This window comes from Glycocaulis sp. (assembly GCF_050485565.1).
In the GTDB taxonomy this organism is placed as follows: Bacteria; Pseudomonadota; Alphaproteobacteria; order Caulobacterales; family Maricaulaceae; genus Glycocaulis.
The window spans coordinates 30538-43191 of record NZ_JBJHBQ010000005.1 but is presented as its reverse complement, the minus strand read 5'-3'; the positions used below and the strand labels follow the sequence as shown (position 1 = coordinate 43191).

Here is a 12654-nt window from a genome sequence, read left to right as displayed (position 1 = left end):
CCTCAGAGACGCCTTTCCGGCCAAAAAATCAAGGGGGGACGGGGAAAACCTACGCCGCTGGTTCCATCAGCGAACGGCCAATGGCAAGGAAGCGCTCGCGGCGCTTCCTGCGCAAGGTGGCCGGGTCCAGCCCTTCAAGGCTGGAGAGGTTTTCTTCCATCGCGTCGCCGACGGCCTTGATGGTGGCTTCGCGATCACGATGCGCGCCGCCGACCGGTTCGGGGATGATCTTGTCGATGATTTTCAGCCCGATCAGGTCCTGCGCGGTGATCTTCATGGCAATGGCCGCATCGCGCGCCTTGGCCCCGTCACGCCACAAAATGGAGGCGCAACCCTCCGGCGAGATCACCGAATAGATGGAATGCTCCAGCATCATCACCGTGTTGGCAGAGGCCAGCGCCACCGCGCCGCCCGACCCGCCTTCGCCGGTAATGACCGATATCAGCGGAGTGCCGAGCGTCAGGCAGCGCTCGGTGGAGCGGGCAATGGCTTCAGACTGGCCGCGCTCTTCCGCGCCGACGCCCGGATAGGCGCCCGCCGTGTCCACGAAAGTGAGAACCGGCAGGGAAAACTTGTCAGCCAGATCCATCAGGCGCGCGGCCTTACGATAGCCTTCAGGGCGCGCCATGCCGAAATTGTGCTTCAGGCGGGTCTGCGTGTCGTGACCCTTCTCATGGCCCATGACGACCACGGCGCGGCCACGGAACCGGCCCAGCCCGCCGACAATAGCATGATCCTCGGAGAAGCGGCGGTCGCCGGACAGTTCCTCGAAATCGTTGATGAGACCGGCCAGAAAATCCTTCAGGTGCGGGCGCTCAGGATGGCGCGCCACCATGGTTTTCTGCCAGGGGTCCAGCTTGGCGTAGAGATTTTTCAGCTGGGTGGCCGATTTCTGGCGCAGCTTGGCGACTTCCTCGGCCACATCCGGCGCATCCTCGCCATTGCGTTCGGAGACCGATTGCAATTCCTCGATCTTCGCATCGAGCTCGGCAATCGGACGTTCGAAATCAAGATAGGTGCGCGTCGGGTTGGACATGGATCCCCTGAGATAAGGCTACCCGGCCAAGGGTCGCTGGCCGAACGGGCAAACTAGCCGCGACATCCCGCTGTCACAAGCTGGCTGTCAGCAGGTTATTTACGGCTGAGCGGGTGCGCGTCTTCCATCAGCGAGCGTAGGCGCGCTTCAAGCACATGGGTGTAAATCTCGGTGGTGGAGACATCGGCATGGCCGAGCAAGGTCTGCAGGCTGCGCAGGTCTGCGCCATTGGCCAGAAGATGCGTGGCGAAGGCGTGGCGCAGCACGTGCGGCGAGACGCGCGCCGGGTCGAGGCCCGCTTGCACGGCAAGTCCTGAGAGCATCTGGGCGAAGCGTTCGCGGGTGAGATGGCCGGCTTTGGCGCTTGATGAGCAGAAGAGATAGCGCTCGGCGCGGGCGCGCAAGGGCGATGCCTTGCCGGGCAGAAACTCCTCGCGCACGCTCCTGTAGGCGTCGACAGCCTCCAGCGCGGAGGGTGTGAGCGGGACGATCCGGTCCTTATTGCCCTTGCCGGTGACGACCAGATAGCGCTCGGCGCGCGAGAAGGCGGCAAGCGGCAGGGTGACCAACTCGCTGACGCGAAGCCCGCCTGCATAGAGCAGTTCCAGCGCCGCGCGCAGGCGCAGACCGGCAGGGCCTTCTATCGTATCGGCGGCGTCGAACAGCCGTCCCACCTCGGCTTCGGAGAGAATTTTGGGCAGGGCGCGGGCCTGTTTGGGGCCTTTATGCCCGGCTGTCGGATCATCGCTGCGCACACCCTCTTTCAGCAGGAAGCGGTAATAGCGTTTCAGCGCGGAGAGACGCCGTGCAGCCGTGGCGGGGCTTAGCCCGTCAGCGGCCAGTGCCTGCATCAGCCGTTCGAGATCGGCGCTCGTTGCGTCATTCAGGGAGACGCCGAAGCGCACGAGGCGCGTTCCGGCATCATCCAGATCGTGGCGGTAGGCGGCGAGCGTATTGGCGGCAGCGCCGCGCTCGGCGCTCAGCATGTCGAGGAAAAGCGCTATGTGTGATGCGCTCACGCGCTCTCCTCGGCCAGTGCCTCCAGTATCAGTTGCAGCGCTTCGGCGCGATGACCTGCACGCTCCAGAAGATAGCTGGCCAGCGTATAGGCTTGCGCGCTGCCATTGCTGGTCTCGATCAGGCCGGCGGCCAGCAGCAGGGTTTCAGCGCGCGAGTTGTTGACCAGAGAGAGGGTGGCCATGGAGGCAAAATCCGCCTCCCGCCCTGCTGCCCCGTCGTCCGCGCCCGCAGAGAGAAGCTGCACGCGCACCGTTTCGGGGACAGACGCGCCAAGCGCTGCCAGACCGGCAAGCTGGGCGAGACGTTCAGGGCGTGCACCCTCCGCCCGCGCAGCCAGAATTGCGCCAAACGGGCCGGACCCGATATCGTCCGCGGCTATGCCTATCGCCATGTCGAGAGCGACCATGATGGCGGGCGCAGGCGGCTCCCAGGGATCGTCTTCGGGATAGCTGGGCGAGGCTGGTGGCGGAGCCAGCATGCCGGGCGCGCCGGGTGTCTGTGCGTCCTGGTTGCCATTCATTTCCTGCAAGGGCCGGTCGCGCTCCGGGCCGGACAGCAGGGCCTCGCGCCAGCGCCAGGCCCGCTCCAGCTCACCTTCAAGGGCGAGTGCCAGTATGAAGCGCGGGCCGTGGACGAGCGTCTGCTCATTGATCGGGATTGTCTCGATCTCCATCGCATAAGCTCTGGCGACTTCGGCAAACCGGCCTTCGCTTACCGCATCGTCAAACCGGGCAGCCAGCGCTTCGGCGGCGATCAGCCGGTCAATGTCCTGTTGGGCGATGGCGGCCAGCGCCGCAGCCCGGTCCGCGCCTTCCAGCGCCATGGCGGCTTCCAGAGCTTCATCGAGAAACTCGGGCAGGGTGATGGCGGGGCCGGTGCGGGCAGCGGCGCGTTTCAGCCAGGCCGGCGCGCCTTCAGCGACGCTGATGCGCTCTTCAGGCGCCAGCGTCATGGCGATAGCCAGCTCCAGCCCCGTTGACACCGGGTTGGCTGATGGCAGGCCGCGGTCGAGAACCAGCGCGTCAAAATACGCGCCGAAATTGCCACCGCCTTCTGAGGAACGGGCAAGATCGGCGGTCAGCTCGGCGGCAGGCATATTGCCCGCCAGTGCCAGGCACACGGCGCGTGCGCGCAGCCAGTAGGGTTCGTCACGCCCGCGCAGCAGGCTTTCGGCGGTATTGCAGGCCGGTCCTGTCTCACCGAGGGCAAAGGCGGTTTCGGCATGCAGGCGGGAGAGCGCGCTGGACTGGTTCAGGCGCGGTGTGCGCTCGAGAAGCTGGTAGACCTGTTCCACCCTGCCGGCCGCCAGGGCACGGTCGGCGCGCAACGCCGCGAGCGCAAAATCATCGCGCCCGCCACGCGGCGGCTCGCCGGACGCGAGCAGGACCCGCTCGGCCAGACGCGCTGCGCCTGCGTGCCGCCAGCCCTGACTGCTGCTGGCGGGCAAGGTGTCGAGGATGACGCGCAGGGCGTCCGCATCGCTGGAGGACCAGATGTTGGAGGGCAGGACATTGCGCGAGCCGATCTGGAAAGGATCAACCGCGCCCAGCTCCTGCACCTGAATGGCGCCGGACGGCTGCTGGGCGTTTGCAGGCGCAGCCAGCAGGGCTGCACATACGGTCAGGGTGCTAATCGCCCAGCGCATCGGTGACCTCGACCCGGATTTCTGTCTGCTCAGGCGCCATGGTGTCGGCCATGACAAGCAGGATGGCAAAAATGGCACCGACGCAAATGACGCCGATGCCCACTCCAATCAGCAGTCCGCGCATGATAAGCGCCTCTCGTGGCTGGTATGCGGTTCGCGATATTCTACACTAGCGCGGACAATGCGGCGTTTTCCAGACATAGCACGCGGCAATTGCTCATTATCTCTCACACGCTTATAGCGTGGATCATCATGGATCGTGCGCATATCGCAAGAAGGCTTGGCTGTCCGGTGGTGCTGGTCGGCCTGATGGGGGCGGGCAAGACCACTATCGGGCGCCGTCTGGCGCTCCGTCTGGGCTGGGATTTTCGCGATTCCGACCACGAGGTGGAGGCCGCTGCCGGGCGCAGCGTATCGGAGATATTTGCCGATTTTGGTGAAGCGTCCTTCCGGGACGGGGAAAGGCGTGTGATCGGCCGCCTCATGGAGGAGTCCGGTTCCAGCGTTATCGCGCTGGGCGGAGGGGCTTTCATCAATGAGGAAACGCGCGCGCTCATCAAGCAGAATGCCCTGTCGGTCTGGCTGAAAGCGGATATCGACACGCTGATGGAGCGGGTCTCGCGGCGCGATACGCGCCCGCTATTGCAGACCGAGGATCCGCGCGCGGTGATGGAAAAGCTCCTCGCGGAGCGTTCACCGATCTATGCGCAGGCCGATATTCATGTGACATCGCCCGGAACGCCCCATGATGCGGGCGTGGCCGCGATTATCGAGGCGATGGCAGCACGCGTGGAGGCGCAAGGGCGTTGAGCGAGTTATTCCGCATTCCCGTTGAGGCTGCATCGCGGGCCTATGAGGTGCTGGTTGGCGCGAACGCGCTGGAGGCTGCCAGTACCCAGCTGGCGGAGCTATGTCCGGCGGGCCGTGCGATCATTGTGGCTGACAGGGCTGCCCTTGAGGCACATCGAGCCCGGCTGGAAAATGTGCTGGCCGGGGCCGGACTGGCAGCTGATTTCATCCTTCTGGACGGCGGTGAGGGCGTCAAAAGCTGGGACGCGTTGCGCGAACTGGTCGAGGCGCTGCTGGACCGCCAGATGGCGCGCAATGAAAGCCTGATCGCCTTTGGCGGCGGAACGGTGGGTGATCTGGCAGGCTTTGCAGCCTCGATCATGAAGCGCGGATGCGGCTTCATCCAGATGCCGACCACCCTGCTGGCGCAGGTGGATTCCTCTGTTGGCGGCAAGACGGGCATCAATACCAGCCATGGCAAGAATCTTGTCGGCAGCTTCTATCAGCCAGATCTGGTGGTGGCCGATAGCGGCTTTCTGGAAAGCCTGCCCCGGCGTGAACTGGCGGCTGGCTATGCCGAGATCGTCAAGGCCGGGCTGATTGCCGACAAACCACTGTTCGAGCGCCTGGAGGCGGTTGGCGGTGAAGCGCTGGCGCTGGAAAGGCTTGTGCCTTTCATTGCCGATGCGGTGCGTTTCAAGGCGCGGATCGTGGCCGAGGATGAGCGCGAAGGCGGTGTGCGGGCGCTGCTGAATCTGGGCCACACCTTTGCTCATGCCTTTGAGGCAGAGGCGAAAAAGGGCGCGCTCATTCACGGCGAGGCGGTCTCGTGCGGGATTGTCATGGCGCTGAAGTTTTCCGCGTCGCTGGGCCTGTGCGGGCCGGATGATGCCAGGCGGGCGGCGGCTGTGCTGGGCGGGGCTGGCCTGCCGGTCTCGATCCTGGACCTTCCCGGCGGCCCGTATGGCGCGTCTGCGCTGCCCGCGCGCATGGGACAGGACAAGAAGAATGCCGGTTCGGGCATCACCCTCATTCTCGCGCGCGCCATTGGCGAGGCTTTCATTTCGACCGGCCATGAACCGGCACAGATCGAAGCTTTCCTCACAGGAGAGGTCTAGATGGATATCGTGTTCGAGGCGTGGATGGGGTGGGGGTTTGCCGCCATTGTGCTCCTCCTCCTGCTATCGGCCTTCTTCTCCGGGTCGGAAACCGCGCTGACGGCCACGTCCAAGGCGCGCATGCTGGCGCTGGAGAAGGAAAAGAATGGCGCGGCGGCGCGTGTCAGCCTGCTGATCGAGGATCGCGAGAGCCTGATCGGGGCGATCCTTCTGGGCAATAATCTGGTCAATATCCTGGCCTCATCCATCGCGGCGGCGGTGTTTCTGGCCATGTTTGGCGATGCCGGCGTGCCGATTGCCACGCTGGTAATGACGGCACTGGTGCTGGTGTTTGCCGAGGTCATGCCCAAGACCTATGCGCTGTCCAATCCCGACCGGCTGGCCATGTTTGTCTCCCTGCCGATCCGTATCGTGACGGCGGTGTTCGGCCCCGTCGTGGCGGGTGTGCAGGTGGTGGTACGCGGCACGCTGCGCCTGATCGGCGCCAATGTGACCGGGCCCGTTCTGTCGGCGCATGAGGAGATACGCGGGCAGATCGACATGCACCTGCAGGAAGGCGGCGTGGTCAAGCATGACCGCGACATGCTGGGCGGGGTGCTCGATCTGCGCGAGCTGACCGTCGATGATGTGATGGTTCACCGCAAGAACCTCGTCATGCTGGATATCGATCAGCCGGTTGAGCAATTGGTGGAAACGGCGCTGACCAGCCCGCATACCCGCCTGCCGCTCTGGCAGGGCGAGCCCGAAAACATTGTCGGCATACTGCATGTGCGCGATCTGGCGCGCGCCCTGCACGGGATGGGCGGGGATATTTCCAAGCTTGATATCGCCAGCCTGAAGCGCGAGCCATGGTTCGTGCCGGAGACGACAGAGCTCTTCGATCAGCTCAATGCCTTCCGCGCCAAGCGCGAGCACTTTGCGCTGGTCGTGGACGAGTATGGCGCGCTGCAGGGCGTGGTGACGCTGGAGGATATTCTCGAAGAGATCGTCGGCGAGATCGAGGACGAGCACGATCTGGCACCGCCCGAAGAATACATGCCGGACGCTGATGGTGCGGTTGTTGTCGATGGCGCAACCGGCATACGCGAGATCAACCGGGCGCTGGACTGGGAATTGCCCGATGACGAGGCGGTGACGATTGCGGGCCTTGTCATCCATGAGGCCCAGACCATCCCGGAGCCGGGCCAGCGCTTCCGCTTTCATGGGGTGCAGTTCGACATTCTCGAACGCCGCCGCAACCAGATCACACGCGTGAAACTCACCCCGCTGGGCGAGGAGGAGTAGGGCCTACTCCCCTTTTCCGCCCTTGATGACAGTGAAGCGGGGGCGGGCCTTCTGCGGTAACGGGGCTCGCGATGGGGCGGGTGCAGGGCTGGCAGCAGATTCCTTGCCGGACGGAGCGGGCATCGGCCCGGTCTCTGGCAAATCTGCCGGCATATCCTCGTTGATGTCGCGGATATTGGTGCGCGGGGCGGGGCGCTTGGCAGAAAAGCTGGAGCGCTGGGCCTTGTCCTTCGGCTTGAAGCTGGAGCGCTTCCAGGGCCGGGTTTCCTTGCCCTTGGCCTTGGCTTCGAGCTCTTTGAGCTTGGCGGCCTGCAGCTGGGATAGCGGCTCGTCGAGCGAGCCCTTCTCAGGGTCGGTAAAGGCCGAGCCAAACGTGTTGAGCCGCTCTTCCACGCTGCCGAGAAACTCATCCTCCCATTCGGTCAGGAGGGCACGCGCCTCGCGGGCAGCCTCGGCATCGCCATCGGCTTCCGCCTCGGCGAGCGCCCGGCGCACACGGTCGAGGCGGCGCAGGGCCTTTTTCTTCTTGCGGTCGTCAATCTCGCGGGCCATGGCCTCGCAAAGTATCAGAGATCGCCGAGCGCGCCGAGATAGGTTTCAAGTACCGCTTCCATTTCCATGCGTTCCTGGCGGTCCTGCTTGCGGATGCGGATGACCTGGCGGAGCACTTTGACGTCAAAGCCATTGCCCTTGGCCTCGTCATAGACCTCCTTGATGTCGGCCATGAGGGCCTTTTTCTCTTCTTCCAGCCGCTCAATGCGCGCGACAATGGCGCGAAGCTGTTCATCGGCCTTGGGCGTGCCGCCCTGAACGGGGGCGCTGGCGGCATCGGCGGGGGCTTGGGTGAAGGGTTCGGCCATCGGGCGTCCTCATCTGGCAAGGGGTGATCTTGACCGATGGCTTAGGACGCCAGCGCCAGCCGGGCAATGCCAGCGTGCGCCTAATCCACACCTGCGGCGCGGCCGCGCACCGTGGCGATAGCCTCTGCCACCCGGCCTGCATGGGCGAAATGCGGGTTGTGGCCCGCTCCTTCGATCAGGATCAGCTCGGCATTGGGCATGGTCTGCGCCACCGGCACGGAATGGCGGCGGGTGGAGACGACGCTGTCCTCAGTACCAGCCAGGATGATCGTGGGCTGGGTGACCCCGGCATAGCGCTCCTCCTGCGCTGCCAGATGCGCGTTGACGCTTGCCATGTCAGCCGCGTTGGCCTTCCAGACAGAGGCGTTGAGAAGCAGGGCGAGCGCGGTCTCTTCCACATAGCCTTCAGGCATCGGTTCGGGCGCGAAAGCGCTGGCGGCACCCGATTCCAGCTGCGCACGGCCATAGGTCGGCACGATGATGCGCGTGATGACCGGGCCGATGACGGGCCAGTGCGTGGCGCGGTTATAGAGGGCCGCATCGCCGACATTGGCCCGGATGGCAGGCGCGATCAGCACGATGCCGGACACGGCCTGGGGGTGGTCCATGGCAAGGCGAAGGGATATGGCCCCGCCCCAGGAATGCCCGGTGACAATGACGGGTCCAGCGTCCAGAGCGTCCAGAAACTGCGCGATCAGGGCGGCCTCGGCTTGTGGATTCCAGCGGCCGGAGGGGCGCTGCGAGTGGCCAAGGCCGGGCCGGTCGAGCCAGATCACGCGCTCGCCCACGAGCGCATCACCCAGCCCCATCAACGGCTCGCGCAGATTTGCCGATGCGCCGTGCAGCACCAGTACGGGCGGCGCGTCTGCCGGTCCGGTCACGCGATAGTGAAGGCGTGTGCCATCAATCTCGATGAATTGCCCAATGGGCTCCAGCGGATCATCGCCAACGGGCATGGCACGGCCTCCGGCGCAGGCAGTGAGGATGAGGAAACACGCGGTAAGAACAGTCAGATTAAAGCGCACGGCCTGCCAGCTGGTTTTCGAGGCGCGCGCGAGCCTGACGGGCTTGCGGGTGCCACGGGTGAACACGCAATGCCTCTTCATACGCAATAAGGGCCGCTGCCGGTTCACTCGCCCGTTCCAGCGTGCGCCCCAGCAGCGCGTACGCATCAAACCGGCGCGGTTCCAGATTGACGGCCTGGGTCAGCGCATCCAGCGCGAAACTCCAGTCTCCACGCGCCATGGCGAGCTGTCCGGCGGCCATCCAGCCTTCGGCAAAATCGGGCTCCAGAATACGCAGATGCGCGTAGGCGCGCTCGGCCGTCTCCAGATCACGCTCGGCTATCGCCTGCTCGGCCCGGTCGAGCAGGAGGGAGGCGGTCGCCCCGCCTGATTGCCGCCAGATGGAGCGCACCTCGTCGGCAATGGCTTCGCCTTGGGATTCCGATGCGGCCTCGGCCAGCGCTGCCAGCCGCTCATCCAGACGCTGTTCGAGCGTGAGGACGGCGCGCTCCTCCGACGGCCTCTCCGGTGTCACGGAGATGCCGGGCGGCACGGCGAGCGCCAGCAGCAGGCATGTCAGGCAGGCTATCATGCGCGCAAGGATAGCGGCGCGCTGCGGCGCGGCAAGCGCTTCACTTCACAAGGGCGCTAGTGGATTTTCTCCATCAAGGCCGCGCCGCGCCACTCGGCGGGCTTTATCAGGCCTGCATGGGCGACGTGCACCGAATGGATCACCGCCTCTATTTCGCGCCGCCAGTGATCGAGAAACTGTTTCAGGCGCGGAAAATCAGGAGCGATGTCCTGTGTCTGCCAGCAGAAGCTCTGCAGCAGGGACGGATAGTCCGGGCGGTAGTAGAGCACTTCTGCGGTGGTCAGGCGCGCGCCCCTCAATTGCGCGGCAAAGTCTGTTTCGTTCATGGCCCTCTCCATAAATGACAGGGAAAGCTTGACGAAGCCCGTCCTGTCAGGCAAGAGCCTGCACGCAAATTCGTGAATGATTTCTGTATGTTATTAGCAGCCGGATCGTCCGTGTGCTAACAGCTACCCGCCCGTGCGCCGCGCCTCATTGATGCGCCCGCGCAGGACCAGCGCGTCGATATTCTCGTCATTGCCGGCCAGTGCTTCGCCGATATCGGCGGCGGCACCATCAAGATTGCCAAGTTCCAGCCGCGCCTGCGCGCGTACCTGCCAGCCGCGAACCAGCGTGCGGTCAAGGTTCAGGGCCTCGCTCGCGGCGTCCTCGGCGGCGCTCCAGTTTTCCTGCAGGGCCGCAGCCTCGGCTACGCCCAGAGCCAGCCCGGCGTCGCTGCTGGCAAAGTCACGCCCGCGGCGGAAGGCACGCTGGGCATTGGCCGGCTCATTGGCGGCAAGCCACGCATCACCGGCCTGACCGAACATGATGGCGCGTGTCTCGTCGGTGGCGACGACTGCGCCTTCCGCGTTGCTTTCAAGGCGGCGCGCGGCAATGCCGTACTGGCCGAGTGCGACCTGTGACAGGGCAATGCAGTGCATGGCCGGCCAGCTGCCGCCTTGCGCCCGCCAGGCAAGACCCTCTTCGTAGGCCGCTTCGGGGTCCTGATTGATAAGGCTCAGGCAGGCCTCGTACTGGGCCTGCTCGAAACTGGTGCCCGCGTCCTGCGCCAATACCGGCACGGCCAGTGCCGACGCCAGCGCCGTGGCGCTCAAAATCCCGCAAAACCCGCGCATCGGCCTATATCCTGTCGCATCTGAACTGGCAGGCACGCTAACGCGCGAAAGCCGGTATGGTCTATGGGTGATACCATGAATGTGCTCTTCCTCGGCTTTGGCTATGTCGCGCGTGCAACAGCGTCCCAGCTGGCCGGAACCGCTCAAATGGCGGCCACCACGCGCGATGCAGCCAAAGCGGACGCCCTGTTGGCGCAAGGGATCACGCCTGTTCTCACCGGCGCTGGCGGCCACGGGCTGAACGATGCGTTGCGCGATGCCAGTCATATTCTGGTGAGCGCGCCGCCGGGCGAGGCGGGCGATCCTTTCTTGGCGTCCATCGATCCGGATCTGCTCAAAGAGCGCTGGGTGGGATATCTCTCCACCACCGGCGTCTATGGAGACCGGCGCGGCGGCTGGGCTTTTGAATGGGACAGGCTCAACCCGGTCGAGCCCCGCTCGGTCTGGCGGGCGGAAGCCGAAGCAGGCTGGCAGGCGGCAGGTGCGCGCATCTTCCGGCTGGCAGGCATTTACGGCCCCGGATACAGCACGTTCGACAAGCTGCGTGAGGGCCGTGCGCGCCGCATCATCAAGCCGGGCCAGGTGTTCAGCCGCATCCACGTGGATGATATCGTGTCGGCGCTGCTGCTGGCCATGGCGCGGCCAGAGGTGACAGGGGTGTTCAACCTTGCCGATGACTATCCTTGCCCGCAGCCGGTTGTCGTGGAAGAGGCGGCACGCCTGCTGGGCGTTGAGCCGCCCATTGAGGAAGCTTTTGACAAGGGCGCGATGAGCCCTATGCAGGCCAGCTTCTATACGGCAAACCGCCGGGTATCCAACGCGCGCGCCAAGCAGGTCTTAAGCTGGCGGCCCGCCTATCCGTCATACCGGGAGGGGCTGGCGGCGATTTATGCCGCCGAGAAGGCGTCTACCGCGCCTGCGCCGTAAAACCCGCGCGCCTGCAGTGCTGCCAGATCGCTCAGAGCCACGCCGCCGAGCGCCAGAACGGGCGCGGCTGCCTGTCTTGCTATGCTGGAGGCCCGGATGATGCCGAGCGGCGCGCCTGCACTGGCACTGTTTGAGGCAAAGACCGGCGAGAGGAATACGCCGTCGGCGAGCTTCGCCGCGTGGCGAAGGGCTGCAGGCGTGTGCGCGGAGGCCGTAACGAGCAGGTGCGGGGCTTTGAGCCGCCAGCGGCGCACCTCTCCCAGATGCCGCTCTGGCCAGTGCACGCCATCGGCTTCCACCTTGAGGGCGAGCTGGGGATCGGCGGCGATGAAAAGGGCCAGGTCCTGCCGCCTTGCCAGCTTTGCCAGCGGGGCGGCGAGAGCTTTGAGATCATCGCGGCCGAAATGGCGATAGATCAGGCCGGTGCCGGCGGGCAGGCGCGCCGCGAAGGCCATAGGGTCGGCTGTGCGCTGCGGGTCGGTGAAAGCAAACAGGCGCGGCAGAACGCTTGTCCTGCGGCTTGCCAGCGTTCCCTTTCGCGCATAGGTGAGGCCCGGCATGACACACACTCCAAGAGATACACGCACGATTTCGATGCGCCGCGCCGCCATCCTTGAGGAATTGGCCGGGGCTGCCAAGGCTGGCGGGCGCGGACGCGCAGAGGTGACGCTTGTCGCCGTTTCCAAGCTGCAGCCAGAGGCGCGCATCGAGGAAGCGTTGAACGCAGGCCAGCTTGTGTTTGGTGAGAACCGGGTTCAGGAGGCGATGACCCGCTGGCAGCACCGGCGCGCAAGCTATCCGGACCTGGAACTGCGCCTTATCGGCCCGCTGCAGTCCAACAAGGCTGAAGATGCGGTTGGTCTCTTTGACGTGATCGAGACGCTGGACCGCGAAAAGCTTGCCCGCGCGATTCTCAAAGCCATGGAGAAGACAGGCCGGTCCCCGCGCCTTTATGTGCAGGTCAATACCGGCGAGGAGCCGCAAAAGGCCGGCATTGCGCCCAAAGATGTTCCCGCCTTCGTTGCCGAGATGCGCGCCCTGATGCCGCAGGGCATTGAGGGGCTGATGTGCATTCCGCCGGTGGAAGAACCGGCGAGCCTTCATTTTGCGCTGCTGGCAAAGCTCGCGCGCGAGGCGGGCGTTGAAAAACTCTCCATGGGCATGAGCGCGGACTACGCCCTTGCCGCCCGCCTTGGCGCGACATCGGTGCGGGTGGGTTCTGGCCTGTTCGGGGAGCGCGAGGGGGCCTGACCGGCCCGCACTC

16 protein-coding genes are annotated in these 12654 nt (G+C 65.1%); 5 read left to right on the top strand and 11 right to left on the bottom strand.

The genetic code is table 11. The features are described from left to right. Positions 1-49 precede the first annotated feature (49 nt). The 4 genes from ACQ5ID_RS06910 to ACQ5ID_RS06895 all read right to left on the bottom strand — a co-directional run bounded on the left by ACQ5ID_RS06910 (position 50) and on the right by ACQ5ID_RS06895 (position 3825). A complete protein-coding gene (locus tag ACQ5ID_RS06910; protein WP_429911724.1) occupies positions 50-1036 on the bottom strand; it encodes an acetyl-CoA carboxylase carboxyltransferase subunit alpha in 987 nt (328 codons plus the stop codon). A 95-nt stretch (positions 1037-1131) separates the two neighbouring features. Then, entirely contained in the window at positions 1132-2055 is a 924-nt protein-coding gene (locus tag ACQ5ID_RS06905) for a site-specific tyrosine recombinase XerD (protein WP_429911723.1), read from the bottom strand. Then, on the bottom strand, positions 2052-3701 hold the full coding sequence (locus tag ACQ5ID_RS06900; RefSeq protein WP_429911722.1) for a hypothetical protein: 1650 nt from the start codon (positions 3699-3701) through the stop codon (positions 2052-2054). Before ACQ5ID_RS06900 ends, ACQ5ID_RS06905 begins: the two co-directional genes overlap by 4 nt. Beyond that, positions 3685-3825: a hypothetical protein gene (locus ACQ5ID_RS06895; RefSeq protein WP_371393304.1), complete on the bottom strand. Its 141-nt coding sequence runs from the start codon at positions 3823-3825 to the stop codon at positions 3685-3687. Before ACQ5ID_RS06895 ends, ACQ5ID_RS06900 begins: the two co-directional genes overlap by 17 nt. Positions 3826-3953: 128 nt before the next feature. Here ACQ5ID_RS06895 and ACQ5ID_RS06890 point away from each other — a divergent pair, with 128 nt between their 5' ends. From ACQ5ID_RS06890 to ACQ5ID_RS06880, 3 genes are read left to right on the top strand one after another with little or no spacing between them, the layout of a single operon-like run. Continuing rightward, positions 3954-4511 (top strand): shikimate kinase, encoded by a 558-nt coding sequence (locus ACQ5ID_RS06890; protein ID WP_429911721.1) that lies wholly within the window; start codon positions 3954-3956, stop codon positions 4509-4511. Next, positions 4508-5608 carry a 3-dehydroquinate synthase gene (gene aroB, locus ACQ5ID_RS06885; RefSeq protein ID WP_429911720.1) on the top strand — a complete coding sequence of 367 codons (1101 nt, stop codon included), beginning with the start codon at positions 4508-4510 and terminating at the stop codon, positions 5606-5608. The genes ACQ5ID_RS06890 and aroB overlap by 4 nt, the downstream gene beginning before the upstream one ends. Continuing rightward, positions 5609-6892 carry an HlyC/CorC family transporter gene (locus ACQ5ID_RS06880; protein WP_429911719.1) on the top strand — a complete coding sequence of 428 codons (1284 nt, stop codon included), beginning with the start codon at positions 5609-5611 and terminating at the stop codon, positions 6890-6892. Between the two features lie 3 nt (positions 6893-6895). Here ACQ5ID_RS06880 and ACQ5ID_RS06875 read toward each other — a convergent pair whose 3' ends face one another. The 6 genes from ACQ5ID_RS06875 to ACQ5ID_RS06850 all read right to left on the bottom strand — a co-directional run bounded on the left by ACQ5ID_RS06875 (position 6896) and on the right by ACQ5ID_RS06850 (position 10463). Further along, on the bottom strand, positions 6896-7444 hold the full coding sequence (locus tag ACQ5ID_RS06875) for a hypothetical protein (RefSeq protein ID WP_429911718.1): 549 nt from the start codon (positions 7442-7444) through the stop codon (positions 6896-6898). Between the two features lie 14 nt (positions 7445-7458). Then, on the bottom strand, positions 7459-7752 hold the full coding sequence (locus ACQ5ID_RS06870) for a DUF2312 domain-containing protein (RefSeq protein ID WP_371393309.1): 294 nt from the start codon (positions 7750-7752) through the stop codon (positions 7459-7461). Between the two features lie 80 nt (positions 7753-7832). Beyond that, positions 7833-8843: an alpha/beta fold hydrolase gene (locus ACQ5ID_RS06865; RefSeq protein WP_429911717.1), complete on the bottom strand. Its 1011-nt coding sequence runs from the start codon at positions 8841-8843 to the stop codon at positions 7833-7835. After that, a complete protein-coding gene (locus ACQ5ID_RS06860) occupies positions 8767-9348 on the bottom strand; it encodes a tetratricopeptide repeat protein (RefSeq protein WP_429911716.1) in 582 nt (193 codons plus the stop codon). Before ACQ5ID_RS06860 ends, ACQ5ID_RS06865 begins: the two co-directional genes overlap by 77 nt. 56 nt (positions 9349-9404) lie before the next feature. Then, a complete protein-coding gene (locus ACQ5ID_RS06855) occupies positions 9405-9674 on the bottom strand; it encodes an usg protein (protein ID WP_429911715.1) in 270 nt (89 codons plus the stop codon). 123 nt (positions 9675-9797) lie between these two features. After that, complete coding sequence (locus tag ACQ5ID_RS06850; protein WP_429911714.1) at positions 9798-10463, bottom strand: tetratricopeptide repeat protein; 666 nt, start codon at positions 10461-10463, stop codon at positions 9798-9800. A 63-nt stretch (positions 10464-10526) separates the two neighbouring features. On the opposite strand from ACQ5ID_RS06850, the gene ACQ5ID_RS06845 reads away from it, so the two are divergent. Further along, positions 10527-11390, top strand: a complete 864-nt coding sequence (locus ACQ5ID_RS06845) for an SDR family NAD(P)-dependent oxidoreductase (protein WP_429911713.1) — start codon at positions 10527-10529, stop codon at positions 11388-11390. On the opposite strand, the gene ACQ5ID_RS06840 is transcribed toward ACQ5ID_RS06845, so the two are convergent. After that, positions 11351-11950, bottom strand: coding sequence for a thiamine phosphate synthase (locus ACQ5ID_RS06840; protein ID WP_429911712.1), 600 nt, complete (start codon positions 11948-11950; stop codon positions 11351-11353). The genes ACQ5ID_RS06845 and ACQ5ID_RS06840 overlap by 40 nt on opposite strands. Between ACQ5ID_RS06840 and ACQ5ID_RS06835 the strand changes: the two genes are divergently transcribed. Continuing rightward, the gene (locus ACQ5ID_RS06835) at positions 11949-12641 is read left to right on the top strand and encodes a YggS family pyridoxal phosphate-dependent enzyme (protein ID WP_429911711.1); all 693 of its coding nucleotides are present in this window, start codon (positions 11949-11951) and stop codon (positions 12639-12641) included. The two genes, ACQ5ID_RS06840 and ACQ5ID_RS06835, sit on opposite strands and share 2 nt — an antisense overlap. The last annotated feature ends 13 nt before the right edge of the window (positions 12642-12654 follow it).